Raw genomic sequence first — 26,375 nt, 5'->3', positions numbered from 1 at the left:
CACGTAAAAAAGGTTAATATTTCGGCCTTCCGGGTCAACTGATTCCGGAACATATCTTTTTTTATTGAAAACGCTTATTATAAGCACATCAGCGGGATGGCGACACCTGTAGCGGAGTATCAGACAATGTATTCAGTATCAATTATCGGAGCTTCAGGCTATTCTGGAGCTGAACTGACGAGGCTTCTGCTCCGTCATCCGGGGGTTGAGCTTCAGGAGCTTTATGCTTTTTCCCAGGCAGGCAAAGCTGTTTCAGAGCTCTATCCTCTTCTCTCCAGTGACAAAGTGTACAAGCCCTATGGTGGAGAGTGTGAAAGTGATGTTTACTTTCTTGCGCTGCCTCATGGTGAGGCCCTGCAACTGGTGCCACCCCTTGTAAAGGCCGGAAAAACCGTGATCGACCTTTCCGGCGACTTCAGGTTGAAAAGCACGGTTGAGCACGAGCAGTTCTATAAACAGCAAAAGTCTCCCGAGGCCGTGATGACTTACGGGATGTCGGAGTTGTTCCGTGAAGAGATCATCAAGGCAAAGGCGATCAGTAATCCCGGTTGTTTTGCCACGAGTATCATTCTTGGTGTTGCGCCGCTTCTTCTTGGCAATGACAGCTCAATCAACGTTCGCGGAATCAATTGCACCTCAACATCGGGTATTTCCGGAGCTGGTCGAAGCAGCAAGACCGAGTTATCGTTTTCGGAGATGAGTGAAAATATCCGGGCATACAAGGTCGGTTTGCATCAGCATATCCCTGAAATCATGCAGACTCTTGGCACCTCTGTCACCACTCCATCGTTTGATTTTACCTTTACACCGATGATCGGCTCTCTGGTGCGGGGTATTTACAGCATCCTTACCGTTAACCTTGAAAATCCTGCAGAGGCCGAACAGATCAAGGCGCTTTATAAAGAGTTTTACAAAGAGGCCCCCTTTGTCAGGGTTCGTGACACCATGACCGAAGTCCGACATGTTGCCCATACAAATTTTTGTGATATCCATATTGCTCATGCAACAGCAAACGGTACACTGATCATCGTGACCGCAATTGATAATCTTCTGAAGGGCGCTGCCGGACAGGCCATCCAGAATATGAACCTTATGCTTGGCATGAATGAAAAAACCGGGTTATCCTTTTGATTTTCAAACATTTAACATCCTCATACTGCATTGGAGAAACTCTCTAAAGGGCTTAACGTTATTCGCAAGCTTTCGGCCGTAACTCCCTGGCCGGTATCGGTTACCCCCATGTCGGCGGAATCGGACGGGACACATGGATTCTGGCCTGCCGGTTTTTCAGCGGGCGCAGTTTCTGCCGCCATACGGTATGAGCGAAAAGATCTGATGCTGCTGGTCGCGGATGCACCCGCAAGCGCTGCTGCACTCTTCACGACGAACCTCTGCTGTGCAGCTCCGGTAACACTTTCACGCAAGCATCTGCAGTGCTCCCCTTCCTCAATTCGGGCCATTGTCTGTAATAGTGGCAACGCCAATGCAGCAACCGGAGAAAAAGGAATGGATGACTCGCGGGCCATGGCGCAAGCCGTTGCACGGGAACTGCTCATCCGGCCTGAAGAGGTACTGGTTGCCTCTACCGGTGTTATTGGCCAGCTTCTGCCGATGGAGAGGGTTCTTGGCGCAATTTCTATCCTTCCCTCCGCACTGCAGCGTGAATCGGGTATCGATGCAGCCCAGGCCATCATGACCACCGATACCTTTCCGAAATTTTTCACCCTGGAGCTTCAGCTTTCAGGCGGCACCGTTCGCTTGAGTGGCATAGCCAAGGGCTCCGGCATGATTTGCCCGAACATGGCAACCATGCTCGCCATTCTGGCAACGGATGCCTCTATCGCTCCAGCCCTGCTTCAGAAAGCGCTGAAAGGTGCAAACCGCAAGAGTTTCAACGCCATTACCGTTGACGGCGATACCAGCACGAACGATATGGTCTCCATTCTTGCCAGCGGTACCGGCCCTGTAATCATGGCTGAAAGCAAGGATTTCTCTCTTTTTTGCGAAGCGCTCGAAGCGCTGATGACCTTTCTTGCCAAGCTCATTGTCATCGACGGAGAGGGAGCCACAAAACTGGTTACCATTACGGTTGAAGGTGCCGTTGATGACCGGGATGCAGAGCTTGCAGCCAGAACCATAGCTCAGTCAAGTCTTGTTAAAACGGCTATTCATGGTGAAGATCCCAACTGGGGAAGAATTGTTGCTGCTGCGGGTCGCTCCGGAGCATTCTTTCATCAGGAAGAGCTTGAACTTCATTTTGACAATCTCTCTCTTCTTAAACCAGGGTTTATTGCCAATTACTCTGAAACAGCGGCATCGGAAATCATGGCAAAAGAGTCCTATACCATCACGCTTCGTCTTGGCAGCGGCCCTGGACAAGCAACCGTGTGGAGCTGCGACTTGAGCAAAGAGTATGTCGATATCAATGGCAGCTACAGAAGCTGACAGATCCCTTAAACCATCATCAGGAGCAATTTTTCCGCAATGGACAAGTTACCGTGCAATGAACTGAATCAGGTAAGAAAGGCCCCCCATGCTGCCATAGGGCCTGTACTTATTGAAGCGCTACCCTATATCCGCAAATTTGAAGGCAAGACCTTTGTAATCAAGTATGGCGGCGCAGCCATGAAGGACGCCTGTCTCAAAAACAGTTTTGCCCAGAATGTCACCCTTCTGCGTAAAGTCGGCATCAGGATTGTTTTGGTGCATGGCGGAGGTGACGCCATCACAAAAACGGCCGAAAAACTTGGAATCACGTCACGATTTCTGCATGGACGAAGAGTTACGGACAAGGAGATGATCTCGGTTATCCAGATGACTCTTGCCGGTAAGGTCAACCAGGATATTGTGCAATTGATCAGCGAACATGGCGGCAAGGCTGTGGGGGTTACCGGCCTTGATGCCGATACCATCAAAGCTCTTCCCCACCCGAACGCCGAAACCCTTGGCCTGGTCGGAGAGGTGGAGCAGATCAACACCGCCTATATCGACCTGCTCTGTCGGGCAGGACTGATTCCTGTTATCGCTCCCATAGGATTCGACGACAAGGGGAATGTTTACAACATCAATGCTGATGATGCCGCAAGCAGTATCGCCATTGCCCTGAAAGCTGAAAAGCTCATCTACGTCAGTGATGTCGAAGGGATTCATGTAGGCGAGAGAATCCTGAAAACCATCTGCAAGACGGAGGCGGCTGACTTTATCGAACAGGGAATCATTTCCGGAGGCATGATCCCGAAGGTTCTTTCAGCATTCAAAACACTCGACAGTGGAGTCGGAAAAATTCATCTGATTGATGGGAAGGCAACACATTCGCTCCTGCTTGAAATATTCACTCACGAAGGAGTAGGAACCCAGTTTATTGCAGAGCAGGACAGTGATCAATCACAAAACAGGTAATGAAATGGAAGATGTTCAAATAAGGAAAGTCCCTGCAAAACGTGATTTTCTCGGTTTTTCACAGCTTGATGGCGGTAAAATTATCGAGTTGTTCGACTACTCCCTCTTCATGAAAAAAAAGAGGATGGAAAGCTCTGCTGTATCCGGTTTTCTTCCGCTGCGCGATAAAACCGTTGCCATGATCTTCAGCAAGCCCTCACTCAGAACAAGGGTCTCCTTTGAGCTGGGTATCCATGAACTCGGAGGATATGCCATCAACCTTGATGGCCAGGCAATCGGTCTTGGAACACGTGAATCGGTACAGGATGTAGCACAACTGCTCTCCCGCTACAATGATGCCATTGTTGCCCGCCTGCACGAGCACGCCATCATCGAAGGAGTTGCGGAGCACGCCACCATCCCGGTTATCAATGCACTGACCGATCTGTCGCACCCCTGCCAGATACTTGCCGATGCCTTTACTCTCTACGAAAAGTCGCTCTGGCATGAGGGAATAAAGGTTGTTTTTGTCGGCGACGGCAATAATGTAGCCAATTCCTGGATAGAGCTGGCCGGACTCCTCCCCTTTCACTTTGTACTGGCCTGCCCGGAAGGGTACACTCCAGACCAGGGCCTCCTTGAAGCTGCCCGCCAAAAGGGTATCAGCCGCATTGAGGTACTGCATGATCCAAAAGAGGCTGCCGCAAACGCCGATGTGCTCTATACCGATGTCTGGACCAGCATGGGCCGGGAGACCGAAATAGAAGAGCGCCTCAGAATATTCTCCCCCTTTCAGATCAACAGCGCCCTGCTTGCAGAAGCAAAACCGGGAGCAGTCGTGATGCACTGCATGCCTGCACACCGTGGACAGGAGATAAGCGCGGAGGTAATGGACGGGCCTCGCTCCATCATCCTCGATGAAGCCGAGAATCGCCTGCATGTGCAGAAAGCCCTACTGGTCAAATTGCTGAATCACGAAGAGTACAGAAAATTCCACCTTACCCACCGCCTTTTAAATGCAGCAAAAAAAATCAGGAGCTGAAGAGTGAACCGACAATGAACAAATATGCACGACAATTGAAGATCAGGGAAATTCTTCATCAAAACAGTGTGGGAAATCAGCATGATCTTTTGCAACTGCTCCATGATTCAGGAATGAGAGTTGCCCAGGCCACCCTTTCACGAGACTGCGCCGAACTCGGCATCATCCGTTCACGAACGAACGGAAACTTCAAAATGCTTCTGCCTGATGACGATCCAGACAAGATTATCAAGGGTCTTGTTGGTGTCGAAGTACTATCCGTCAACGCCAATGAAACCAGCATCATTATCATGACCCTGCCGGGCAGGGCACATGGCGTCGGCTCCTGGCTTGACCAACTCAAAAGCCCGCTCATCCTTGGCACCATTGCCGGAGATGACACCGTTCTTGTTATTCCCTCCTCAGTGCTGAACATTTCGGCATTGAAATCATATATTCATAAAAATCTTTCCAAAAACTGATAATTCACAACATCCCATGAGCAAGGAAAAAATTGCAATAGCCTATTCCGGTGGACTCGATACCTCCATCATGATCAAATGGCTGAAAGACAAATATGATGCTGAAATCGTTGCCGTCACCGGCAATCTCGGCCAGCAGAAAGAGATCGAAAACCTTGAATCAAAAGCAATCGCCACAGGAGCCTCAAAATTCCAGTTTCTTGACCTGCGCAAGGAGTTTGTTGAAGAGTACATCTGGCGTGCGCTCAAGGCCGGAGCCCTCTATGAAGATGTCTACCCGCTTGCTACCGCACTTGGACGCCCCCTGCTTGCAAAAGCGATTGTCGATACCGCCCTCGCCGAAGGATGCACCATGCTCGCCCACGGCTGCACAGGAAAAGGAAACGACCAGGTACGCTTTGAAGTGACCTTTGCCTCACTTGCCCCCCACCTCAAGGTACTTGCTCCCCTGCGTGAATGGGAGTTCACCTCAAGGGAATCGGAAATTGCCTACGCCCTTGAGCACAACATCCAGGTCTCTGCTACCAAGAAAAACCCCTACTCCATTGACGAGAACATCTGGGGAATCAGCATCGAATGCGGCGTGCTTGAAGATCCGATGGTTGCCCCTCCCGAAGATGCCTACCAGATCACCACATCACCGGAAAATGCGCCAAACACTCCGGCAGTTGTTGAAATCGAATTTGAAAAAGGTATTCCCGTCTCCCTTGACGGCAAAAAGATGAGCGGCCTTGACCTCATTATCCGCCTCAACGAGATCGGCGCAGCCAATGGCGTCGGACGCCTCGACATGATCGAAAACCGTGTTGTCGGCATCAAGTCACGTGAAATCTACGAAGCCCCGGCAGCAACCATCCTGCACTTCGCACATCGCGAACTCGAACGCCTTACACTCGAAAAATCGGTCTTCCAGTACAAAAAGAACATCAGCCAGGACTACGCAAACATCATCTATAACGGACTCTGGTTCTCGCCGATGAGAAAAGCGCTCGATGCCTTTGTGGATGAAACACAGAATCCGGTGACCGGTCTTGTCCGCCTGAAGCTCTACAAGGGTGGAGTCTCCCTGCTGGGTCGCAACTCACCTTACTCGCTCTACAACGAGGAGCTTGCCACCTACACCGAATCCGACACCTTCAACCACAAGGCTGCAGCAGGCTTTATCCACCTCTATGGACTTGGGCTGAAAACCTACAGCGAAGTACACACCGCCAAATAAGAGCCGCCCTTTCAGTCACCCGTGCAAGCCATTGTTTCCCGGCCTGCACGGGCGTCGGGCTTGTACTACCTTTGATGACTTATTATTATGCTACGTTGCTTTTGTAGCGCAAGATTGAGTTGATGTCTGCTCTTTTGATCTGCATTCCCTCCTCGATGTCATAGTCATCCTGAAGACCTAACCAGAACTTGGCAGAATTCCCAAAATATTGAGATAGACGCAATGCTGTATCGGCTGTAACACGCCTCTTTCCTTTCACTATTTCGGATATCCGGGTTTGAGGTATCCCGATATCTTTGGAAAGTCTGTATGCCGAAATCTCCAATGGAATTAAAAACTCTTCCATCAAGACCTCTCCCGGATGAATATTTCTCAGTTCGTTCATTTCAGTGATAGTCGATAATTTTTGCTTCGGAGGCATTTCCATCAGTCCATTTAAAAACGATTCTCCATTGATCGTTAATCCGGATGCTGTAAAAATCTTTGTTTTTACCCAAAAGCTTTTCAAGACGATTTGCTGGAGGAACCCTTAAATCCATTATATTCAATGAATTGTTAATCATTCTCAACTTCCTTCTTGCTATCACTTGGATTTCAACTGGCAAACACCTGACTCGCTCCCCTTGCCAAATTTTTTCTGTCTCTTTGGAGCCAAACGAAACAATCATGCTCTCGCGTTAAGTTACTAACGCCAAAGATAAGCATATCACTTAATAAAATCAAACCGTATTTCCTCTTCTTAACCATGAAGAATGTGTCCTGCTTGATTGGAAAGCTTCACTCGGGTCAACTGCTCTCCCTGCATATGTCGGTGGGGCAAACTGACGAAACAGTTGGTTCTGCAAAGAACAATTCGTTTACTCGACTTCACGTCGCACATGGTTAAAAAGCCCGGACAGGCCGCACCCGCCACTCATCGTCCTTATAGTAGTAGCTGTAGTTCTGAATCCCACCGTCGAAACTTTGGTGCCATGCGTTGACCGCATTGCCCTCCGTAGAACTCCAGTAGACGCCGGAAGTAAAACCACCAACAGCACTTCTGTTAAGATATAGCTGGTTCAACTCTTCCTTGCTCGGCAAATACCAATCATCATAGTCATTTTTGACCAACTCGTCACAAGCTTTATTAGCTGCATCCCATGTGTATTTGTCCTCTCCCGGCAAATCGGTTTCAGCGGCAATCAGGCCGTGCCGTTCACCATTAACATAACCCTTGTCATCTGGCTGAAAAATATAGGCAATTTTACCCCCGCCATAGTAATTGCCAATGATTGCAAGGTCATCATTGTGAGTTGGAGAGAATTTGAGAATCGAAAGTAACTCACTACTGTAAAAGGCCCGATTAGAATTTACCGCCTTTTTGATTCGATACAGTTCCATCTCTTTTGCCTCCCTAAAATTGGCATAAAACAGGTCTGCACCATCAAAATTTGCTCCACCAAGATTAGAACCCTGAAAATTGGAGCCGTTAAGGTGTGCTTTTTGTAACTGTGCCCCCTTGAGATTAGCTCCCTGAAGATTGGCATGTTGAAGATCTGCGCTCTGAAGATTTGCTCCGCCAAGGTTCGCCCCCTGAAGGTTAGCGTTATTCATATCAGCTACAGTCATATCGAGACCTTGCAACCATGCGCCGTGAAGATCTTCCCGCTGAAGATCGAGTGGCCGGCGGAATGATTCGGAAAGAGAGGGAAGATTGAGCGTGAACGCTGCAAGCGCTCCAAAAGCTACCCATCGGGGAAGATTCCAGAACCACCGTTTTGAAGTGAATTTTGTTTCAGCTTTTGAATCGGGGCAACGATTGATTTGCAAAAAAAGCAGGGAGAGGGTGACAATGGATGCACCAATAGAAAAGGGAACGATGAACTCCCTGAGGGCAAAAGCCTTGCGGGCCATAAACCACAAGGTCAACGGCACAAACCAGTAAAAAACGAGATTGGTGAAGAGGCGCGGCAGGCGCTCTTTGAAGCTGAACAGAGCGGGAATACTCTCGATAGTGAGGTCAGCAGAATTCTTTCGCGTCTCGTTAAGATGCTGGCGCTCTCTTTCAAGCTGTAACCAATGTCCGTAAACGATATGAAGATAGACTGTCAGGATAACAAGGAGAAATGGGGCTACGACAAGAAAACTTTGAAAAGAGATGGCGGTGCCAACCACCGGGGTTTGAATGGTTGTGTTTGCGACGATAAGGGATTTGTCGGATTCGCCAAAAACCTTGAGCAAACAGTAGAGCCCAACACCAAGCAGCGCAAACATGGTTTTGTTGATCGTTTTTGCGTAACTCGCGTGGAGTTCCTTGAGTGCATCCGGGTGGTGCGATTGCTGATGCGCAACAGGATACCAGCAACTTCTCGGCGCCCGGTTTCGGTCGGCGATTCTTTCGCGGATTTTTTTGAAGCTCCAGTCGGGCATGATGTTCTGTTTAATCATGATCGTCCATATTCCCCATTCATATCGCAATATCAACCTGATAATACAGTTTTCAAAAATAAAAAGAACTCCGGGAAATGAGAGTGGTTGAACTTTCCAGGCTTCACTCTTGTTCCCGACTGGGTCGATGAAGATATGAAATCACCCAGCCCTGCCAATTCATCTCTTGCAGGGCGATGCATGAATGCCGATATTACTGTTCAATCAAAAGCAACAAACCTTGTAACAGAAGGAACATCGCAATGAACAAACCAGTAGTTTGTATGCTGGCGCTTCTCTCTCTCGCCGCCGGTGCATTCGTGACAGGTTGCAGCCCGACCGTGAAGATCGAAGCTCCCGACAAACCCATTGTCATCAATATGAACATCAAGATTGATCATGAAATCCGAATCAAGGTCGATCGTGAGCTCGACTCCCTGCTCGACAGCAAAAAAGGCTTATTTTAACCAGGAGGAACGAAACAATGAGAACGATGCAATCCATAACGTCAAAAGTAGCGCTTATCATGATGCTTGTCATGGGTATGGCTCTGACCGCCTTTGCGCTTGACCTTGACACAGCCCGTTCAAGCGGACTTGCCGGAGAGGTTGACAACGGCCTGCTTGCCATTCCTCCCGGAGCTGCCTCTGATGCCAGGACACTGATTGAAACCATCAATAATTCCCGTCGTGCAGAGTATGCCAAGGTTGCTGCGAAGAACAACCTGACGCTTGATGTTGTGGGAGGGATGATGTTCCAGAAAATCTATAGCCGTCTTCCGGCAGGAACATGGGTGCAGGTTGAGGGGAAATGGACAAAGAAAGCACAGTAGGCCCGCAAAAAAGCGTTTCTGTGAAATGGTTGTTGCGCATCCTCTTTGCCATGCTGTTGCTGCTGGCGCTTCTGCTGGCAGCAGCGTGGTTCTGTTTTCCCTGGTACGCGCAATCGCTCGCAGATCGTGCCCTGGCGGGGAAACCGTTTCGGGTTGCAGTTTCCGGTGTGGGTCTGCCAGGTTTTTCGGGGGTTGGTTTTCGCTCGATGAAGGTGCTTTTTGCCACTCCTCCCGATGGTTGCAGTGATGCTGCTGCCTACACGCTGTTACTCACTGATGGCTCGCTCTCCTGGCATTTTGAAAACCGGGACTCTTCCGGTTCGCAGGCTCTCCTGCCGAAAGCGGTTAATGCGGCCATCACCCTTGAAGCTGACTCGCTCAATCTGAAACCGGAGACGAATGAGTTTGGTTTTGGCGACCGTAAACCAAAGATAACCGTGCATATTGCGGTTTCCCGACTGAACGGTTTTAACATCTCCTTCAAACCGCTCTCGGCGACCTATCCGATAGAGCAGGCTACGGTTACCCGTGAAAAGCTTCGGCTTGAGGGGGTGAACTTCAGGGTACGGCTCAGCGCTGCAGAGGGGTGGCAGCAGCCTCTCGATACCCTGCATGTGGCAAAACTGTTCAGCGATGGAAACCCGACCCCTGTGGGAAACTTCAGGGCGCTCTTTGGCTCGAAACGCGATCCCTTGAAACCCTGCACCCTCACACTCACCAATTGCTCGTTGGAGCTCTTGCGATGGAGGGCCTCAACAGAACGAATCGCCTACGACCTGAAAGAGAAGAGTTCCCGATTTACTCTCACTATGGCGGAAATCCCGCTCGCAGAGTTGCCAGGTTTCGATGGCGGCGGCAGCAAAACTCCCCTTGCTACAGGCCGGGTAGGCGGTTCTCTTCCCATTGAATTTCAGGACTCCACAGTGATCGTGCGTAATGCTGTCATTCTTGCCGGAAAGGGGACAAGCATCCTCTTCTACACCAAAGAGAAGAGGCCGTTGCTCTCCTTCGATATGGGGAACGGAGAGATGCTGAAAAATCTCAATGCGAAGATCATACTCAACAGCCGGAACGAAAAGCTTTCAGGACTTGCGCTGAGCAACCTGTCGGCAACACTCTTCGGCGGAACCATCACCTCGACCCCGGTCAGTTTTGACCCCTCAGCCAACACTACCCTGCTTACCCTGAAACTCAACAAGATCAATGCGCTTGAGCGCGTTCGTCTGCACGGTGATTTCAGAGGCTCCCTCAAGGGTACGGTCAGCGGAAGCATCCCGCTCACTCTCGCAAAAAATGGATTTTCCATCCATAACGCCGCTCTTCACTCCCTTGGCGGCGGCAGGATTACCTTCGCTCCTCCTGCAACACAGAAGAGTGCGAAAGAGCGCATTTTCGGCACACAGAAACCGGATGCCGACTATACCTTCAGTGAACCAGAGCTGCTCCTCAACCGTTCGTTCAACGGAAGCACCACTGTCGGCTTTTCCCTGAAACAGGTGCTGCGGAAAACTGATAGCGGCGAGCTGCTGCTCCTTTCACCAAAGGGAACGCTCATGCTCCAGCACAATCGACTGAACCCCGATATGGCCTCCCTTTCAGATTTCAGTGCGGGATTTTTTGGAGGCACCATCGCTATCGAGCATCTCGATTATGATATGGCAAAAAAGAGTGGTGAAACCATGCTGCAGGTCAACAACATTCCGCTCCAGAAACTGCTTGACCTGCAAGGGACTAAAAAGATCTATGCAACAGGAAACGTAAAAGGAAGTATCCCGATAAAAATGAGTGGCGACCTCTTTGCAATCACAAACGGAGGGATGAACGCCGAACAGGCTGGACAAATCATCTACGCCACCACCCCTGAAGAGCGTGCCGCCGCAAATCAGGGACTGCGTACCACCTACGAGGCGCTCTCCAACTTTCTCTACGTACAGTTGATCTCCTCGATCAATATGGCTCCTGATGGCAAATCGACCATCACCATCCAGCTCAAGGGAACCAACCCCGACTTTCAGGGGGGACGAGCCATCGAACTGAACCTCAACGTCGAACAAAATCTGCTCGACCTGATGCGCAGCCTCTCCATCTCCTCAAACGTCGAACAGGTCATCTCCGAAAAAGCGCTTCAAATGCAGAAGAAATAGATTTCGGTAATGCCTTCTCAACCTTCACCTATTCCCTTTTATAATTAGATGTTAAGGGCTCTTGGGATATTTTAGTGGACGAGCGGAAGAAAATCCCGTAACCCGTAATTTTCATTGAGGTCAGAAAAGACCGAAAAACTCCCTTGACTATGTCCCCATTTTGTTATAACATATGGTATAACAAAATGGGAGATATTATGCGTGCTACGGTAACAAAGATTGGTAATTCAACAGGCGTTATCCTGCCAAAGGCAGCGGCTGATCGACTTAAGGTAAAGCAAGGGGACTTCGTGTTTTTGACGGAAACGCCAACGGGGTACACTGTAACGCCCTACGACCCCGAATTTGCAGCGCAAATGGAGGCAGCACGTCGCGGCATGACAGAATACAGGAATGCTCTCCACGAACTTGCCAAATGACTTGGCGCTGGCTTTTGGATGGGGTTGTCATTGCCATACATGACGAACAAATTGCAGAGCACGGTGGAAGCCCCGGCATTCGTGATGTCGGTCTTTTGTCTTCGGCTCTTGCACGTCCGCAAAACCAGGCAAATTATGGTGAGCCGTCTCTCTTTGATTTGGCCGCCGCTTATGCCTATGGCATTATTCGTAACCATCCTTTTATAGACGGCAACAAACGCACAGGGTTTCTGGCTGCCTATGTGTTTCTGAATATTAACGGATGGGAACTGATGTTGTCAGAAGCCGAAGCCATTAACGCTGTATTGGCTTTGGCGGCAGGTGAAATGGATGAACCCCGTTTTTCGAACTGGCTCAAAAACAAGTCTGTTATTCGGGCGGAACAGGAATAACAAGTGAACGACCGCAAGCACCTTGTTTCTGCTGAGATTGACAGGCTGGAAGAACTGAATCACAACAGTCGCTTCTTTGGATGGGTTGAGCTGCATATAATGAAAACAGTTCATTTACTGCAAGGTTCTCACCTCGATAAGTTCTTTCCAGGCGGTCGTGTAGCGCGGAGAGAGCAGTTTCTGGTGGGGTTTCCATCCTGCGGAGTTTTCGGCAGCGATTTGGATAGAACCGCTGCCATAGCGCTGGTTGATGCTGTCCATTACTGTCATGAGCTTTTTTTGGCGGTCGTCCGGAACCGGGAACTCCTGCGGAAAGAGTGGAAGTGTTGCCGTGGAAGATGCTGCCGGTATCAGTCTGCTGACAATAACTCCTGCTTTTTTGTATTCGTAGCCTGCCCGAAAGAGTGATTCAAGAAGCGCTCCTGCCGTTCGAATCAGGACGATGGAGTCCTGGGTGTGGTGAGGCATGGTGACGGTTCTGGTGCCCCAGTATTTTTTTTCAGGAGCATTGAATGGGCTTGTGCAGATAAAGAGTGTCAGAAGGGATGCTGCTGATCCCTCTTTGCGCAGTTTGATGGCGCATTTTCCGGTAAAGGTTGAGACTGCCTGATGCAGTTCATCAAAAGTGGTGACACTGCGGCCAAATGAACGTGAGGTGCATATGCTCTGTTTTGCTGGCCTCACCATTTCGAGTGAGAGGCATGATTTTCCGTTCAGCTCTGCCTGAACACGGGCTCCGGTGATATGCAGATGTTTGCGAATCAAGCCTAGCGATGCCTCGGCAAGGTCAAGAGCGGTGTGGATGTTTTGGGTATGGAGAAATTTACTCCACTGGCGACCTATCCCCCAGATATCTTCAACCTGGGTTATGGCGAGCGCTGCGCGCTGTTCCTTGTCGGTGTTGAGCAGACAGACCCCCGCATAGCAGGGATTCTTTTTGGCAAGACGATTGGCAACCTTGGCAAGGGTTTTTGTGGGAGCAATGCCGATACAAACCGGAATACCGGTATGCTGCGTGACGGTTTTGCGGATGAAACGGGCATAGTGGTCGAGATCGTATCGCTGGAAGCCGCTCATGTCAAGAAAGGCTTCATCGATCGAATAGATCTCAAGATCAGGAGCAAGATCGGCAAGGGTTGTCATGACCCTTGATGACATGTCTCCATACAAGGGGAAGTTTGCAGAGTAAACGACAACCTTATGCCTTTTCAGCAGCTCCCTGTTTTTGAATGCCGGGGCGCCCATAGCAAGACCAATGGCTTTCGCCTCTTCGGAGCGGGCAATGAAGCAGCCGTCATTGTTGGAGAGCACTACTACAGGGCGGCCTCGCAGGGCGGGATTAAAGACTCTCTCGCATGAGACGTAGAAGTTGTTGCAATCGACCAGTGCAAACATCCGTTCCCCCCTTTTTCATTCTGGCTTGTGAATGACGTACGTAACGATACCCCATATCTGGAACTCGTTCTCTTCACTGATCCGGATAGGTTTGAATTCGCTGTTGGCTGGCATCAGATAGAGCCCGTCATCCTGCAGGGAGATTCGCTTGACGGTAAACTCACCATTGAGAAAACAGACTGCAATGGAGCCCTCCTTGGGATCAATGGATTTATCGATGATCAAAAGGTCACCGTCCCTGATACCGGCATCCATCATGGATACTCCCTTCGCTCTTGCATAAAAGGTTGCTGCCGGGTGTTTGATGAGCGCTTTATTGAGGTCAAGAACGAGTTCACCAAAGTCTTCGGCAGGAGATGGAAATCCTGCGGAAATTCCTGTGTCTGCAAGGGGCAGTTCAAGGATGGTGGTAAAATCCGCCGTGTAAAAGTCGAGCCGCGGGCCGGAATGGATTCGTGATAGTTTCATGCTTGTTCCGAGTCAGTTTTCTTGAATATGCATAAAACGATGTTGAGTTTTGCAAACCCTTCTTGTCAAGGCTACCAAAATTCCTCCGCTCTGTCTTTGCTTCGTTGTACGCCCTCATATTTTTATTATTTTGCCCGGGCACCGTTATTCCCACAACAACTGATATTCTTATGAGCAGCAAGAAAGAGTTACTCTGGCAAAGCCGATTTTCACTACCCTTTGACCGCGACGCGCTGTTGTTCTCTTCGTCGGTTCATGTTGATAAAAAGCTCTATCGTGAGGATATTCAGGGCTCTATTGCTCATGTGACCATGCTGGCCGAAGAGCATATTGTCAGCGCTGAGGATGCAACCCAAATTATTGCCGGACTCAGGGAGATTGAGGTGGAACTTACCGATGGCACGCTTCTCCCCCACTGGGAGGATGAGGATATTCATACGGTGATCGAAAACAGGCTGAAGGAAAAGGTCGGAGCTGTTGCCGGTAAACTGCACTCCGGCAGAAGCCGTAATGACCAGGTTGCAACCGATACCCGTCTCTATATGCGCCGTCAGATTACTGAACTGCAGGAGGCTCTGGGAGGTCTTTTGAAGGTTCTTGTGGAGAAGGCGGAGAGCCATCGAGAGACGATCATCTTTGGGTATACCCATCTGCAGCGTGCCCAGCCTATTTCCGCCGGCCATTACTACCTTGCATGGTTCAACATGTTTTTGCGCGACCGTCAGCGCCTTATTGATCTCATGAAAAGGGTCAATATCTCTCCTCTTGGCGCAGCAGCCTTTGCTGGCAGTACGCTGCCGCTCAATGCTGAAAGAACGGCTGTTCTGCTTGGTTTTGACGATCTTTTTTCCAACAGTATTGATGCGGTCAGTGATCGTGATATTGTCATCGAGTTCATCTCCGACTGTTCGATGATCATGATGCACCTCTCCCGGTTTGCCGAGGATCTGATTCTCTGGAGCTCTTACGAGTTTGGCTATCTTGAGATCAGCGATGCCTTTGCGACCGGCTCATCCATCATGCCGCAGAAGAAGAATGCTGATATTGCCGAGCTGGTAAGGGGTAAAACAGGAAGGGTGTATGGTAATCTTATGGCTATGCTGACCATCATGAAGGGGCTGCCTCTCTCCTATAACCGCGACATGCAGGAAGACAAGCAGCCGTTGTTTGACAGCGCAGAGACGACGATCGGGAGTGTCGCCATCTTTACAAAACTGCTTGAGCATACCAAGCTGAAAGAGGAGCGATTGGCAAAACTGACGGCAGAGGATCTCAGCCTTGCCACCGAGATAGCGGAATATCTTGTGCGCCGTCAGATTCCTTTCCGCGATGCGCACCGTATTACCGGCAAAATCGTTACCTGGAGCATCGCTTCGAATGTGACCCTGCCAAATATCCCGGTAGAGAAGTTCCGGGAGTTTTGTGAGGTTATTGATCCGGATATTTACGACTCCCTCAAAGCGGATGTAAGTGTAAACTCCAAAAGAACACATGGGAGCTGCTCATTTGACTCCGTAGCGCTCCAGATTGAGAAAGCCAGAAAAGAGCTTTAATGCGGTGATGGCAGGGTTCCTGCTTTCAGGTTCCCTGCCTCAAGTTCTGCCGCCAGATCGCCAACAACTGCTGCTGACTGGTTGAGCACGGCATCCTTGTCGAGATCTTTTGCAGGATCCTGCTCCTTGACCCACTGCTTCTCAATCCGTTTAATGGTCTCTGTTTCTGATTTGATGGCGGAGTCCTGAAGCGATATCTCCTTTTTTTTGCGAATCTGGTCAAGGGTAGCGATATCGTGCAGATAACTCTGATAGAGAGGATTCTTCGATGAGCGCTGCAGAAAATTTTGTCGGAGCAGATTGATCTTTTCAGGACTGACCTCTGCGGTGGGTTTGTAGAGTGATGGCGAGATGGTGCTCCATGGCAAACTGCTGGTATAGGTATCTTCGCCGATTTTTGCCATATCGATCATGGAGGGCATGGCAATATCAGGCTCGACACCCTTGTGCTGGGTACTGCCTCCAGAGATCCGGTAAAACTTTGCCATGGTAAGTTTTATCTCTCCAAGTTCAGTTTTCTTCCCAATAAAAGAGTTTGGCCGTGAAAGTCTGATCAGGCTTTGAACGGTACCTTTCCCGAACGTTCTCTCTCCAATGATCACACCGCGGCCGTAATCCTGAATGGCCGCAGCGAAAATTTCGGATGCAGAGGCGCTGTAACGGTTGACGAGAACGGCAAGTGGCCCACTATATTGTACCCGACTGTCTTCGTCCTTGAGTACCACTTTTCCACCTGCAGCGTCGCTTATCTGAACGACCGGTCCGCCTGGAATAAAGAGTCCGGTAACACTCACAGACTCTTCAAGCGAGCCACCGCCATTATCACGAAGATCAATAACGATGCCGTCCACATGCTCAGCATTCAGTTCGTTCAGAATACGGCTGACATCGCGACTGGTGCTGTTGTAATCGCTGGCGTTCTGTTGCTGTCCTTCGAAATCGAGATAAAAGGAGGGGATGGTAATGACTCCGATTTTCTTCGATTTCTGTATGATAATGCTTTTCTTTGCTGCCTGTTCCTGCAAGTTGATTTTGTCGCGCAGGAGTTCGACTATTTTTTCCGGCCCACGCCCACCCTGGCTGGCCGGAAGAATTTTCAGGCGAACGATGGTGCCCTTTTTCCCCCGAATCAACTTTACCACATCATTGATTCGCCAGCCGAAGACATCAACGATTGCAAGGGCTCTCCCCTGACCGACGCCGATAATTTTATCCCCTTTTTTCAGGGTATTGCTTTTGAATGCCGGCCCCCCCGGAATGAGTTCATGAACAATCGTATACTCCCCTTCTGTCTGCAGTTTGGCGCCGATTCCCTCAAGTGAACGGCTCAGGTCGATCTGAAAATTCTGATACTCGTCTGGTGAAAAATAGCTTGTATGGGGATCAAATGACGTTGTCAGAGCGTAGGTATAGGCTTGAAAAGCATCTTCCGGCTTCAGGCGGTTCAGAATGTTCAGTCTGCTTGTATAGTTTTTTGCCAGCTCTCCACGAATGCTTTTGTTGCTCTCTCCTGAATATTTCAAATTGAGCCACTGGTATTTCAGCTCTTTGTTCCACAGAGCGATAAGCTGGCTCCGGTCAAGAGGCCAGGGATCACTCTTGCGGTCAAGATCAAGGGTTTCCGGTACGGATAAATTGAGATGCACCTTATCGGCTAATGCCTTCATATAACGCATTTTCTCTTTTGAACGCTGAAGAAACAGGTTATAGATGTCAAAGCCTGCATGTGCACTGCCAGCAAGAAATTCGTCATCAATCGTATTGCCATAACTCTTCCTGAGCCGCTCTATATCACTTGCCAGAAAGTAGCTTTTGCTGCCGTCAAGATTGTCAATAAAACGGCTGAAGATCTGCTGAGAAAGGGAATCGTTGACAGGTACCTTTCTATAGTGTTTCTGCATAAGGTATTGACCGATAACCCGGACAGCCTCTTTCTCTTCAGCAGTAGGTTTGAGAAGAGTAACCGTCTGGGCTGAAGCCCGCTCCTGAGGATTTGCAGCCCGAAGCTGCAAGGAAATTCCCAATGCAACCACAAAGCAAAACAGACTTTTTCCAAGCATTGTCGTTAGGTATGATAAGCTTATGAATAAACCCAGACAGAGGCTGGTGGAATATTTTTTAAAACAAACCGCTTTCTTGCTTTACTCCGAAAATCAACTTCATCAAGAGGATTATTGAGGCCATACGTGTACATGACACACCATTTGAGGAGGCCTTTGCTGTAGAGTGTATTAACAATGGGGATAAATGATGACTTGAACGGATTGTTGATCAAGGGAATTGAAAGAACCAGACCAAACCGCTCGTCAACTTTTTTTAACTCCTCCAGCGCACATGAATTGACCGTCTTCAGATGGGGGAAATTTTTCCGTAGTACGGCACAAAATTCCTGATCGATTTCAACCAGTAACGGGTTCAGGCTTGATATATGTTTTGTGATTGCTCCGGTTCCAGCGCCGATCTCAATAACAGCCGTATCATCCAACTCTTTGATTGATTTAAACATGGCTTTTGCCAAAAATTCAGAAGAGGGTATGACGGAGCCAATACTCTGTGGATTATTTAAATATTTTTTAAGAAACAAAATTTTTTTTCTCATACAATTTACTTGATTTTTCATGTTTCATTATCAACCGAAACATCATCTTCATTCCTTGATGGTGCGGTATCAACGACCTTATTGAATTCATTTTCAAAATCAGCCTGTGCTTTTTTAAATTCTCACATCCCTTTGCCGATTCCCCGTGCCAATTCCGGCAGTTTTGAAGGTTCAGGAAATGTCAGTTCAGTGATGGTAACGTCCGCGTAACCGTCTCTCTTTGCGCTGCTTTCAGATCTATTATATCGGAAACAACTGCTGCCGACTGGTTGAGCAACACATCCCTGTTCTTGCCGTTGGTCGAATCAGTATCGGCACTCCACAATCCTTCAATCAGCTTGATGCGCTCTGTTTCCGATTTAAAGGCAGAATCCTGAAGTGAGACCGCCTTTTTTTTGCGAATCTGGTTCAGGATACTCAAGTCATGCAGATAGGCCTGATAAAAACGGTTCTTTGATGATCGTTCCTGCTGCTTATGACGAAGCAGAGTGATCTCTTCCGGGCTGACATCTGCTGTAGGACGATAAAACGATCGTGAAAGAGTACTCCAGGGCAAACTGCTGCTGTAGGTATCCTCTCCTACAAGAGCGGTGTCAATCATGGAGGGCATAATAATATCGGGCAAAACCCCTTTATGCTGAGTGCTGCCCCCGGATATCCTGTAAAATTTGGCAACAGTGAGCTTGATTTGACCAAGATCAGGCTGCTTTCCAAAAAATGAGAAGGGCCTCGTCAGTTTTATGATGCTTTGAACCGTTCCTTTCCCAAACGTTCTCTCTCCAATAACAACTCCACGCCCATAATCCTGTATGGCTGCAGCAAAAATTTCGGAAGCTGATGCGCTGTAACGATTGACCAACACAGCAAGCGGGCCGCTGTAAAGAACTCTGCGGTCTTCATCCCTGAGCACCATTTTGCCGCCGGTTGAGTTACTTATCTGCACAACAGGGCCATTTGGAATGAAAAGTCCCGTAACATTCACGGACTCTTCAAGCGAACCGCCGCCGTTGTCACGAAGATCTATCACAAGACCCTCGACACCTTCATTCTTGAGTTCATTCAAAATACGGGTTACATCACGACTTGTGCTGTTGTAATTACCGGCATTCTGTTGCTGACCTTCAAAATCAAGGTAAAATGAGGGTATGGTAATAACCCCTATTTTCTCTCCATTGAGTTGGATAATACTTTTCTTTGCCGCCTGTTCCAGCAAATCGACCTTGTCTCGCTGGAGGAGTACAATTTTTGCTGGCCCACGTCCACCCTGATTTGCCGGGAAAACTTTAAGACGTACGATGGTACCTTTTTTCCCGCGGATAAGCCTTACGACATCATTAATTCTCCAACCGGAAACATCAGTAATATTCCCACTCCGCCCTTGCCCGACACCAATAATTTTATCCCCTTTTTTCAGGAGATTGCTCTTAAAAGCCGGGCCTCCCGCAATAATCTCATTAACAACGGTATACTCGCTCTCTGTCTGCAGTTTGGCTCCAATTCCCTCAAGGGATCGACTCATGTCGATCTGAAAGTTTTCGTACTCATCCGGAGAGAAATAACTGGTATGGGGATCGAACGATGTGGTCAAGGCATAGGTATAAGCCTGAAAGGCATCTTCCGGCTTTTGACGGTTAAGAAGGTTCAATCGGTTTGTGAAACTCTTTGAAAGTGTCTGCCTGATGGTTTTGTTGTTTTCTCCGGAATATTTAAGATTGAACCATTGATATTTCAGCTCTTTTTTCCATAGTTCGGAGAGCTGACGTCGGTCGGCAGGCCATGGATCAGCCTTGCGATCAAGGTCAAGGGTTTCCGGAATTGAAAAATTAAAATGCACGGTATCCGCAACAGCCCTCATATACCGCATTTTTTCTTTAGCACGTTTAAGAAAAAAGTTATAGACCCCAAATCCCGCATTTGCCTTGCCGGAAAGAAATTCATCATCAATACGGTTTCCATAAACATGATGGAGGCTTTCTACCTCACTTGCAACAAAATAACTTTTGCTTCCGTCAAGATTTTCGATATAGCGATTGAGTATCTGCCGGGAAAGAGAGTCATTGACTGATACCTTTCTATAGTGGTTCTGCAGAAGATATTGACTGATATATTTGCCAGCTTCCTCCTGTGCCGCTGTAGGCTTGAGGGTTACAACCGGCACAGCAGGAACGGAATTTTTTGCATTTATTGCAAATACCGGCACATTACTTCCCAATATCACAATCATGAGAAGCAGTTTTTTTCTAAGCATTTTGTGCGTGATGATTTCAAAGGGTTAAGGGCAGCAGTCAAAACTACACTTGAATAAGAAAGCGAATATACATATATTAGGGAGCATTTGGCAATGCCTTCAAAGGCAGATATTCTGAAGAAAATTTCCGCACATTATAGTAAATAAAAGAAAAGCTTTCAATGGAAAAGAACAAAATCAGTTACAAAGAACTCGGGCTCTGCAACAGTCGGGAACTTTTCAGTAAAGCAGTAACAGGCGGCTACGCAATCCCTGCATATAACTTCAATAATCTTGAGCAGATGCAGGCAATTATCCTCGCCTGTGCTGAAACCAAATCTCCCGTCATCCTGCAGGTTTCGAAGGGTGCAAGAAGCTATGCCAACGAAACCCTGCTTCGTTATCTTGCCCAGGGAGCTGTTGCCTACGCAGCCGAACTTGGCAGCCCGATTCCGATTGTCCTTCATCTTGATCACGGCGACAGCTTTGAACTCTGCAAAGACTGCATCGATTCCGGCTTTTCCTCAGTGATGATTGATGGTTCGCATCTCTCTTATGAGGATAACATTGAACTGACCAAAAAAGTTGTTGCCTATGCTCACCAGTTCGACGTTACCGTAGAGGGTGAACTTGGCGTGCTTGCAGGTATTGAAGATGAGGTTTCCGCCGCACATCACACCTATACCCAGCCGGAAGAGGTTGAGGATTTCGTTTCAAAAACCGGTGTTGACAGTCTTGCTATCTCCATTGGAACTTCACATGGCGCCTTCAAGTTCAAACCGGGCGAAGATCCGAAAATCCGCCTCGATATCCTGACCGAAATTGAACACCGTATTCCCGGATTTCCTATCGTCCTTCATGGTTCCTCTTCTGTGCCACAGGACTTGGTTAAAACCATCAACGAGCACGGCGGAAAACTGAAGGATGCTATCGGCATCAGTGAAGATCAGCTTCGCCTTGCTGCCAAATCAGCGGTCTGCAAAATCAATATTGACTCTGATGGACGTCTTGCCATGACGGCCGCCATCCGTAAAGTGCTTGATGAAAAACCTGAAGAGTTCGATCCGAGAAAATATCTGGGCCCGGCTCGTGATGCTCTCAAGAAACTTTATGTTCACAAGATCATCAACGTTCTCGGCTCTGACGGCAAAGCGTAATTTGTTTCAGTTCAGTAAAAAAGGCGCTCATGGGCGCCTTTTTTTTTGAGAAATCAAAATTTGTGCGGTGGAAAAAGAGGTCCCTTATATTGATTGAAGGAGACGTACTGCTGCATAGGCAAGCAATCCACTGCCAATTTCAAGAGCTCGTTCTTCAGGATTGAAGGTTGGCGAGTGCAGGGTGTTTCCCTTTTCGTATTGAAGGGTTCCTGTCCCTATCTGCCAGAAACTCCCCGGACACTCCTGCAGATAGTATGCAAAATCCTCTGCGGTCATAAGCGGCTCACTCGCAAGCACATTTTCCGTACCCAGATACTCGCCACAGATAGTTTCCGCTTTTTCCGTAACAGCGAGGTCGTTAAAAAGTACCGGATAGCCCTTCCTGATTTCCACTTCACCCTCAACACCGAGTCCCCGGGCAACATGCTCGACTGTCTGGCGAAGCTTATCCTGGAGCAGAGATCGTACATCCTCATTCATGGTTCTCATGGTGCCTGACATCGTTACCTGTCTCGGAATGACATTGGGCGCATTGCCACCATGAATGGATGCTATCGAAACAACGGCTGGTTCATGGGGAGGAACAACCCTGCTGACAAGATGCTGAACCGCAGTAATGATATGAGCTGCAGCCAGAACAGGGTCGGCAGATTTGTGTGGCGCAGAAGCATGACCTCCCTGCCCTGTAACGGTAAAATACAATTCGTCAGCAGCAGCCATAAAACTCCCTTTGCAGAGGGCAACCTTTCCGGTTTCAACATTGGGAAAGCAGTGCTGACCAATAATGACCGATGGGTGGAAGCGCTTGAAAAGACCGGCATCAAGCAATGGTTTTGCACCACCCGGGGCTTTTTCTTCGGCTGGCTGAAAAACAAGGAGCACATCTCCTTCAAGCTCATCTTTCATCTCCGATAGAATTTTTGCTGCCCCGAGAAGCATTGCGGTATGCATGTCATGACCACATGCATGCATTTTTCCGGATTCAAGGGAACAAAAGCCGTGCTGGTTCTCTTCGTTAAGGGGAAGTGCATCAATATCAGCCCTTAAGGCAACAACTTTACCTTTGTTTGATTTGTGCTCTCCAGAAATCATGGCAACAACACCGGTTTCAAGGAGGGGCGACTCCGGTGTAATACCCTGGCCAAGCAGATAATCTGCAATGAGGGCTGTTGTCCTTACCTCTTCATAAGAGAGTTCAGGGTGGAGGTGAATATCCCTCCGTAAGGCAACAACTTCCGCAAAAATCTCTGCTGCACGCTTCTGAATCCGTCCGGAAAGTCCGGCAGAGTGTTCATTTTTCATACATAACCTGCGATTTATAAAACTTGTGAGTACCACTCCATAACAGACAACCACCACCATTCTTTTACACTTCAGCGAAAACCATTCTACAGTATGGCTCACGCACTTCCTGCTTGCCTGAAAAAGCTACATGTCCATAAAATGAATAAATTCAAGAGCTTTTTCTCTCATCTCATCATCTTTTTCCCTGAAAAATGTTGATGTGTAGCGAATGGAATAGCCATATTTTTCCAGATTTTTAACAAGCCGAAAGAGATCATGTGTCTGAAGCCTGAAGGCGATAACCATTCCCTCACCTTCCGGAGTTGCGGAGTACATACCAAAACTCAGCACAGTCGCATCATTTTTTTCAAATGCGGCAATAACCTCGGAGAGTTTCAGTTCAAAGGATGGAACATTCAGCTCAAGGGTTACCGCCTCTTCGCCCAAATGAAAAATAGCGGCAATACGCTCAAGAAGGAGCGTTTTTTCAATCACACCGATGTACCTTCCCTCCTCTTCTGATACCGCGATCAGAGGAGATGAAAAGGTACCAATCCGTGAAAAGATATCGAACACATGCTCATGAAGTCCGATACTCCCAACTCTTTCAAGCTTGAGCTCCCTCAGAAGCACTCCGTTTGTCATTGTTGACTGCTCTGAGGGTAAAAGGTCCATAATGCTCGCCATTGCCACGATTTTTCCATCATGCAGTACCGGTGCAAACTCAAGACCTCTTTTTTGCATGAAGGCGAGAACCTCCACGACCAAGGTATCATCCGCAAAGAATGGGAAGGATCTGTCAAGATTACTTTCAATGTATTCTGTTAACAGCATGGTTCGATTTTATTCACTCTTCGCTGATGCCTTCCCCCTTCAAAATCGGTGGTAAACCAGTTGTGAAGACTTTGTTCAATCGTAGCTTTATCGGTAAAACGCGCGGAAAAACAGATAATATTGGCATTATTATGCTGTCGGGCAAGTGTCGCGAATTCCGGGTTACAGGCAAGAGCCGCCCGGATGCCCTTGATTTTATTGGCTGAAATTGAAACACCAATACCAGTTCCGCACAACAGTATCCCCGAATCGCACTGCTGAGCTGCTACAGCCTCGGCAACTTTGCGGGCATAATCGGGATAATCGACTGATTCCTCATTATATGGCCCCATGTCGTCGAATTCATAATCATGGCGTTCAAGCCAATCGGTAACAGTTTTTTTGAATGTAAATCCGGCATGATCGCTTCCAACTGCAATTTTCATAACACATTTATTTTGAATTTATAGTGCCTTTTTTTTCAGTGTAGCCCTCGATAAAAACAGTGCCTGACTGTCGACTTCCGGCGCATCGTTGCTGATCTTTGAGTAAATGCCTTCGGCGTTCATCTGCCACGCTTTCACATTATCACTCAGAATCAGGTCAAGATCAGATTTGACAACCTGAATGAACGCCTTGTCGAATACCGGAAAAAGCGTTTCAACCCGATCATCAAGGTTTCTTGGCATGATATCAGCGCTTCCAAGATATAATTCTCCTTTCCCGCCATTTTGGAAGAAGTAGGCTCTGCTATGTTCAAGAAAACGTCCGATAACACTGATAACCCTGATATTCTCGCTGACTCCCGGAATTCCGGGCTTCAGGCAACAGATTCCACGGATGATGAGATCAATCTTGACCCCTTCGCAGGAGGCCCGGTAGAGCGCTCGAATGGTTTTGGCATCCACGAGAGCATTCATCTTCATGATGATTCTCCCTTTACTCTCCTTCCTGTTCCACTCGATCTCCCTGTCAATCATCTCGATTATCCGTTTTCTGGTATTGATCGGCGAGACGAGCAGTTTTCGATATTCGGTATGTTTTGAATATCCGGTCAAAGCGTTGAAGAGTTCCGCAACATCGTTTGCAAGTTGCTCATTCGCCGTAAACAGGCTGTAATCAGTATAGATCTTTCCGGTTGCGGGGTTGTAATTACCTGTACCAAGATGCAGGTACCTTTTCAGCTTCTGCTGTTCACGACGAACAATCAGGGTAAGCTTTGCATGGGTTTTCAATCCCGGCAAACCGTAGGCAACATGCGCCCCGACATCTTCCAGCGCCCGGGCCCAGACGATGTTGTTCTCTTCATCAAATCTTGCCTTGAGTTCAACGAGTACGGCAACTTGCTTGCCCTCTTCAGCAGCTTTCATCAACGCCTGGACAATAGGCGAATTACTTCCGACCCTGTAAAGTGTCTGCTTTATTGAGAGTACATCGGGATCAATTGCCGCCTGACTGATAAAATCCACAACAGGCTGAAAGGAGTCGTAGGGATGATAGAGTAACTGATCTTTTGCTTTTATGGCGCTGAAAATATCGTTATTAAACTGCTCTGCAATACGGTTACCGGGCACAAAAGGTTCATCTTTCAGCTCTGGTCTATCGATCTTCAGAAGATCCAGAAGGCACCCTAATCCAAGAGCCCCATCTATTTCATAAACGTTTCGCTCGGTGACTTCCAGGTTTTTCATGAGAAGTTTTCTGACCGAAAGAGGCATGGCAGGAGTAATGTCGAGTCGTACGACTTTCCCGTAGCGTTGTGAGCGGATTCCCTGTTCGATGGTTTCAAGCAAATCACCCGCCTCATCTTCCTCAATTTCGATATCAGCATCGCGAATCAATCTGAAAAGATGCGATTGAATAATCTTCATTTTTGGAAATAACTGAGCAAGATTGTGTTCAACGAGATCCTCCAGCCAGATAAAACGTATGATCCCGTCATCATTAAAACCCTTGATTGCATTAAGCTGCAACAGTCGGGGAAGAATGCTCGGCACCTTTACACGAGCAAACTTCAATGTGCTGCTTTCTTCGTCCTCCAGTTCAACAGCAAGGTTCAGGGAGAGGTTCGACATGAATGGAAAGGGATGACCGGTATCAAAAGCCAGCGGAGTGAGTACCGGATAGATCTCCTTGCGAAAATAGTGACTCAAAGCTTTCTGCTGGAGTACGGAGAGTTCGGAAACCCTAAGGAAGAGGATACCCTGCTGTTGCAATGCTGGCACCAGATCGTGATAAAAACACTTGTTTCTCTCACTCAACTGCTGCAGAACCATCATCCGGATTTTTTCGAGCTGTTCAAAGGGAGTATGGCCATCGATCGTTCGATCCTGAATACCCGCCTCATACTGATCCTCAATACCGGCAACTCGAATCATGAAATATTCGTCAAGATTTGAACTAAAAATCGAGATGAATTTTACCCGATCAAGAAGTGGGTGAGCTTCAGGATCAAGCGCCTCATGAAGTACTCGCTGGTTAAAATAGATCCAGCTCAACTCCCTGTTGACATACAGGGAGGTGTCCGAAAAATCCGGAGCAGCTTGCACCTTGACATTTTCTTTATTTCCAGTTTGCATAAATAGT

General features: G+C 48.2%; 25 protein-coding genes. 13 read left to right on the top strand and 12 right to left on the bottom strand.

From position 1 onward, the window contains the following. The first annotated feature begins 126 nt into the window (after positions 1-126). Genes argC through AC56AD_RS06960 form a run of 6 tightly spaced genes read left to right on the top strand, consistent with a single transcriptional unit; the run spans position 127 to position 6,100 of the window. The gene (gene argC, locus AC56AD_RS06985) at positions 127-1,131 is read left to right on the top strand and encodes an N-acetyl-gamma-glutamyl-phosphate reductase (protein ID WP_012508137.1); all 1,005 of its coding nucleotides are present in this window, start codon (positions 127-129) and stop codon (positions 1,129-1,131) included. Positions 1,132-1,161: 30 nt separating this feature from the next. Next, positions 1,162-2,445, top strand: a complete 1,284-nt coding sequence (argJ, locus tag AC56AD_RS06980; protein ID WP_012508136.1) for a bifunctional glutamate N-acetyltransferase/amino-acid acetyltransferase ArgJ — start codon at positions 1,162-1,164, stop codon at positions 2,443-2,445. A 39-nt stretch (positions 2,446-2,484) separates the two neighbouring features. Beyond that, positions 2,485-3,399 (top strand): acetylglutamate kinase, encoded by a 915-nt coding sequence (gene argB, locus AC56AD_RS06975; protein WP_012508135.1) that lies wholly within the window; start codon positions 2,485-2,487, stop codon positions 3,397-3,399. Between the two features lie 4 nt (positions 3,400-3,403). Further along, the gene (argF, locus tag AC56AD_RS06970; protein WP_012508134.1) at positions 3,404-4,420 is read left to right on the top strand and encodes an ornithine carbamoyltransferase; all 1,017 of its coding nucleotides are present in this window, start codon (positions 3,404-3,406) and stop codon (positions 4,418-4,420) included. A gap of 14 nt (positions 4,421-4,434) precedes the next feature. Continuing rightward, on the top strand, positions 4,435-4,881 hold the full coding sequence (locus tag AC56AD_RS06965) for an arginine repressor (protein WP_012508133.1): 447 nt from the start codon (positions 4,435-4,437) through the stop codon (positions 4,879-4,881). Positions 4,882-4,897: 16 nt separating this feature from the next. Continuing rightward, positions 4,898-6,100, top strand: a complete 1,203-nt coding sequence (locus tag AC56AD_RS06960; RefSeq protein ID WP_012508132.1) for an argininosuccinate synthase — start codon at positions 4,898-4,900, stop codon at positions 6,098-6,100. Positions 6,101-6,185: 85 nt separating this feature from the next. Here the strand turns inward: AC56AD_RS06960 and AC56AD_RS06955 are convergent, their stop codons facing one another. The 3 genes from AC56AD_RS06955 to AC56AD_RS06945 form a co-directional block, all read right to left on the bottom strand. Beyond that, positions 6,186-6,485, bottom strand: coding sequence for a HigA family addiction module antitoxin (locus AC56AD_RS06955; protein ID WP_012508131.1), 300 nt, complete (start codon positions 6,483-6,485; stop codon positions 6,186-6,188). A gap of 1 nt (position 6,486) precedes the next feature. After that, complete coding sequence (locus AC56AD_RS06950; protein ID WP_012508130.1) at positions 6,487-6,768, bottom strand: type II toxin-antitoxin system RelE/ParE family toxin; 282 nt, start codon at positions 6,766-6,768, stop codon at positions 6,487-6,489. Between the two features lie 214 nt (positions 6,769-6,982). Then, positions 6,983-8,527 carry a pentapeptide repeat-containing protein gene (locus AC56AD_RS06945; protein WP_012508129.1) on the bottom strand — a complete coding sequence of 515 codons (1,545 nt, stop codon included), beginning with the start codon at positions 8,525-8,527 and terminating at the stop codon, positions 6,983-6,985. Positions 8,528-8,790: 263 nt separating this feature from the next. Between AC56AD_RS06945 and AC56AD_RS06940 the strand changes: the two genes are divergently transcribed. From AC56AD_RS06940 to AC56AD_RS06920, 5 genes are all read left to right on the top strand, one after another. After that, a complete protein-coding gene (locus AC56AD_RS06940; protein ID WP_397234031.1) occupies positions 8,791-8,973 on the top strand; it encodes a YnbE family lipoprotein in 183 nt (60 codons plus the stop codon). Between the two features lie 17 nt (positions 8,974-8,990). Further along, positions 8,991-9,338 (top strand): YdbL family probable chaperone protein, encoded by a 348-nt coding sequence (locus tag AC56AD_RS06935; RefSeq protein WP_012508127.1) that lies wholly within the window; start codon positions 8,991-8,993, stop codon positions 9,336-9,338. After that, complete coding sequence (locus AC56AD_RS06930) at positions 9,317-11,482, top strand: intermembrane phospholipid transport YdbH family protein (protein WP_223294003.1); 2,166 nt, start codon at positions 9,317-9,319, stop codon at positions 11,480-11,482. The genes AC56AD_RS06935 and AC56AD_RS06930 overlap by 22 nt, the downstream gene beginning before the upstream one ends. A 197-nt stretch (positions 11,483-11,679) precedes the next feature. Further along, a complete protein-coding gene (locus tag AC56AD_RS06925; protein WP_012508125.1) occupies positions 11,680-11,901 on the top strand; it encodes an AbrB/MazE/SpoVT family DNA-binding domain-containing protein in 222 nt (73 codons plus the stop codon). Further along, positions 11,898-12,293: a type II toxin-antitoxin system death-on-curing family toxin gene (locus AC56AD_RS06920; protein ID WP_012508124.1), complete on the top strand. Its 396-nt coding sequence runs from the start codon at positions 11,898-11,900 to the stop codon at positions 12,291-12,293. The genes AC56AD_RS06925 and AC56AD_RS06920 overlap by 4 nt, the downstream gene beginning before the upstream one ends. Positions 12,294-12,407: 114 nt before the next feature. On the opposite strand, the gene AC56AD_RS06915 is transcribed toward AC56AD_RS06920, so the two are convergent. Next, positions 12,408-13,688, bottom strand: a complete 1,281-nt coding sequence (locus AC56AD_RS06915) for a Y-family DNA polymerase (RefSeq protein ID WP_012508123.1) — start codon at positions 13,686-13,688, stop codon at positions 12,408-12,410. A gap of 15 nt (positions 13,689-13,703) precedes the next feature. Next, positions 13,704-14,156, bottom strand: coding sequence for a LexA family protein (locus AC56AD_RS06910; protein WP_012508122.1), 453 nt, complete (start codon positions 14,154-14,156; stop codon positions 13,704-13,706). 170 nt (positions 14,157-14,326) lie between these two features. Here AC56AD_RS06910 and argH point away from each other — a divergent pair, with 170 nt between their 5' ends. Beyond that, the gene (gene argH / locus AC56AD_RS06905; protein WP_012508121.1) at positions 14,327-15,709 is read left to right on the top strand and encodes an argininosuccinate lyase; all 1,383 of its coding nucleotides are present in this window, start codon (positions 14,327-14,329) and stop codon (positions 15,707-15,709) included. Here argH and AC56AD_RS06900 read toward each other — a convergent pair. The 3 genes from AC56AD_RS06900 to AC56AD_RS06890 all read right to left on the bottom strand — a co-directional run bounded on the left by AC56AD_RS06900 (position 15,706) and on the right by AC56AD_RS06890 (position 20,556). Then, positions 15,706-17,769, bottom strand: a complete 2,064-nt coding sequence (locus AC56AD_RS06900; protein WP_012508120.1) for a carboxy terminal-processing peptidase — start codon at positions 17,767-17,769, stop codon at positions 15,706-15,708. The two genes, argH and AC56AD_RS06900, sit on opposite strands and share 4 nt — an antisense overlap. A gap of 20 nt (positions 17,770-17,789) precedes the next feature. Next, positions 17,790-18,308 (bottom strand): class I SAM-dependent methyltransferase, encoded by a 519-nt coding sequence (locus AC56AD_RS06895; RefSeq protein ID WP_041526468.1) that lies wholly within the window; start codon positions 18,306-18,308, stop codon positions 17,790-17,792. Between the two features lie 181 nt (positions 18,309-18,489). Further along, positions 18,490-20,556, bottom strand: a complete 2,067-nt coding sequence (locus AC56AD_RS06890; RefSeq protein ID WP_012508118.1) for a carboxy terminal-processing peptidase — start codon at positions 20,554-20,556, stop codon at positions 18,490-18,492. A 161-nt stretch (positions 20,557-20,717) separates the two neighbouring features. On the opposite strand from AC56AD_RS06890, the gene AC56AD_RS06885 reads away from it, so the two are divergent. Further along, positions 20,718-21,692 (top strand): class II fructose-bisphosphate aldolase, encoded by a 975-nt coding sequence (locus AC56AD_RS06885; protein WP_012508117.1) that lies wholly within the window; start codon positions 20,718-20,720, stop codon positions 21,690-21,692. Positions 21,693-21,776: 84 nt separating this feature from the next. On the opposite strand, the gene AC56AD_RS06880 is transcribed toward AC56AD_RS06885, so the two are convergent. The 4 genes from AC56AD_RS06880 to ppk1 all read right to left on the bottom strand — a co-directional run bounded on the left by AC56AD_RS06880 (position 21,777) and on the right by ppk1 (position 26,368). Then, positions 21,777-22,994, bottom strand: a complete 1,218-nt coding sequence (locus AC56AD_RS06880) for a M20 metallopeptidase family protein (RefSeq protein WP_012508116.1) — start codon at positions 22,992-22,994, stop codon at positions 21,777-21,779. 126 nt (positions 22,995-23,120) lie between these two features. Beyond that, entirely contained in the window at positions 23,121-23,810 is a 690-nt protein-coding gene (locus tag AC56AD_RS06875; protein ID WP_012508115.1) for a CBS domain-containing protein, read from the bottom strand. Continuing rightward, positions 23,801-24,235 (bottom strand): ribose 5-phosphate isomerase B, encoded by a 435-nt coding sequence (gene rpiB, locus AC56AD_RS06870; RefSeq protein ID WP_012508114.1) that lies wholly within the window; start codon positions 24,233-24,235, stop codon positions 23,801-23,803. Before rpiB ends, AC56AD_RS06875 begins: the two co-directional genes overlap by 10 nt. Before the next feature lie 18 nt (positions 24,236-24,253). Next, on the bottom strand, positions 24,254-26,368 hold the full coding sequence (gene ppk1 / locus AC56AD_RS06865; RefSeq protein ID WP_041526467.1) for a polyphosphate kinase 1: 2,115 nt from the start codon (positions 26,366-26,368) through the stop codon (positions 24,254-24,256). Positions 26,369-26,375: the final 7 nt, after the last annotated feature.

Source organism: Pelodictyon clathratiforme, assembly GCF_982375515.1.
Note: the sequence above shows the minus strand (reverse complement) of the source record. Positions and strands in the feature narration are given on the sequence as shown.

Coding starts and splice junctions, on each gene's coding strand:
- argC (WP_012508137.1), top strand. CDS start 127: ATGTATTCAGTATCAATTATCGGAGCTTCAGGCTATTCTGGAGCTGAA.
- argB (WP_012508135.1), top strand. CDS start 2,485: ATGGACAAGTTACCGTGCAATGAACTGAATCAGGTAAGAAAGGCCCCC.
- argF (WP_012508134.1), top strand. CDS start 3,404: ATGGAAGATGTTCAAATAAGGAAAGTCCCTGCAAAACGTGATTTTCTC.
- AC56AD_RS06965 (WP_012508133.1), top strand. CDS start 4,435: ATGAACAAATATGCACGACAATTGAAGATCAGGGAAATTCTTCATCAA.
- AC56AD_RS06960 (WP_012508132.1), top strand. CDS start 4,898: ATGAGCAAGGAAAAAATTGCAATAGCCTATTCCGGTGGACTCGATACC.
- AC56AD_RS06955 (WP_012508131.1), bottom strand. CDS start 6,485: ATGAACGAACTGAGAAATATTCATCCGGGAGAGGTCTTGATGGAAGAG.
- AC56AD_RS06950 (WP_012508130.1), bottom strand. CDS start 6,768: ATGATTGTTTCGTTTGGCTCCAAAGAGACAGAAAAAATTTGGCAAGGG.
- AC56AD_RS06945 (WP_012508129.1), bottom strand. CDS start 8,527: ATGATTAAACAGAACATCATGCCCGACTGGAGCTTCAAAAAAATCCGC.
- AC56AD_RS06940 (WP_397234031.1), top strand. CDS start 8,791: ATGCTGGCGCTTCTCTCTCTCGCCGCCGGTGCATTCGTGACAGGTTGC.
- AC56AD_RS06935 (WP_012508127.1), top strand. CDS start 8,991: ATGAGAACGATGCAATCCATAACGTCAAAAGTAGCGCTTATCATGATG.
- AC56AD_RS06930 (WP_223294003.1), top strand. CDS start 9,317: ATGGACAAAGAAAGCACAGTAGGCCCGCAAAAAAGCGTTTCTGTGAAA.
- AC56AD_RS06925 (WP_012508125.1), top strand. CDS start 11,680: ATGCGTGCTACGGTAACAAAGATTGGTAATTCAACAGGCGTTATCCTG.
- AC56AD_RS06920 (WP_012508124.1), top strand. CDS start 11,898: ATGACTTGGCGCTGGCTTTTGGATGGGGTTGTCATTGCCATACATGAC.
- AC56AD_RS06915 (WP_012508123.1), bottom strand. CDS start 13,688: ATGTTTGCACTGGTCGATTGCAACAACTTCTACGTCTCATGCGAGAGA.
- AC56AD_RS06910 (WP_012508122.1), bottom strand. CDS start 14,156: ATGAAACTATCACGAATCCATTCCGGCCCGCGGCTCGACTTTTACACG.
- argH (WP_012508121.1), top strand. CDS start 14,327: ATGAGCAGCAAGAAAGAGTTACTCTGGCAAAGCCGATTTTCACTACCC.
- AC56AD_RS06900 (WP_012508120.1), bottom strand. CDS start 17,769: ATGCTTGGAAAAAGTCTGTTTTGCTTTGTGGTTGCATTGGGAATTTCC.
- AC56AD_RS06895 (WP_041526468.1), bottom strand. CDS start 18,308: ATGAGAAAAAAAATTTTGTTTCTTAAAAAATATTTAAATAATCCACAG.
- AC56AD_RS06890 (WP_012508118.1), bottom strand. CDS start 20,556: ATGCTTAGAAAAAAACTGCTTCTCATGATTGTGATATTGGGAAGTAAT.
- AC56AD_RS06885 (WP_012508117.1), top strand. CDS start 20,718: ATGGAAAAGAACAAAATCAGTTACAAAGAACTCGGGCTCTGCAACAGT.
- AC56AD_RS06880 (WP_012508116.1), bottom strand. CDS start 22,994: ATGAAAAATGAACACTCTGCCGGACTTTCCGGACGGATTCAGAAGCGT.
- AC56AD_RS06875 (WP_012508115.1), bottom strand. CDS start 23,810: ATGCTGTTAACAGAATACATTGAAAGTAATCTTGACAGATCCTTCCCA.
- rpiB (WP_012508114.1), bottom strand. CDS start 24,235: ATGAAAATTGCAGTTGGAAGCGATCATGCCGGATTTACATTCAAAAAA.
- ppk1 (WP_041526467.1), bottom strand. CDS start 26,368: ATGCAAACTGGAAATAAAGAAAATGTCAAGGTGCAAGCTGCTCCGGAT.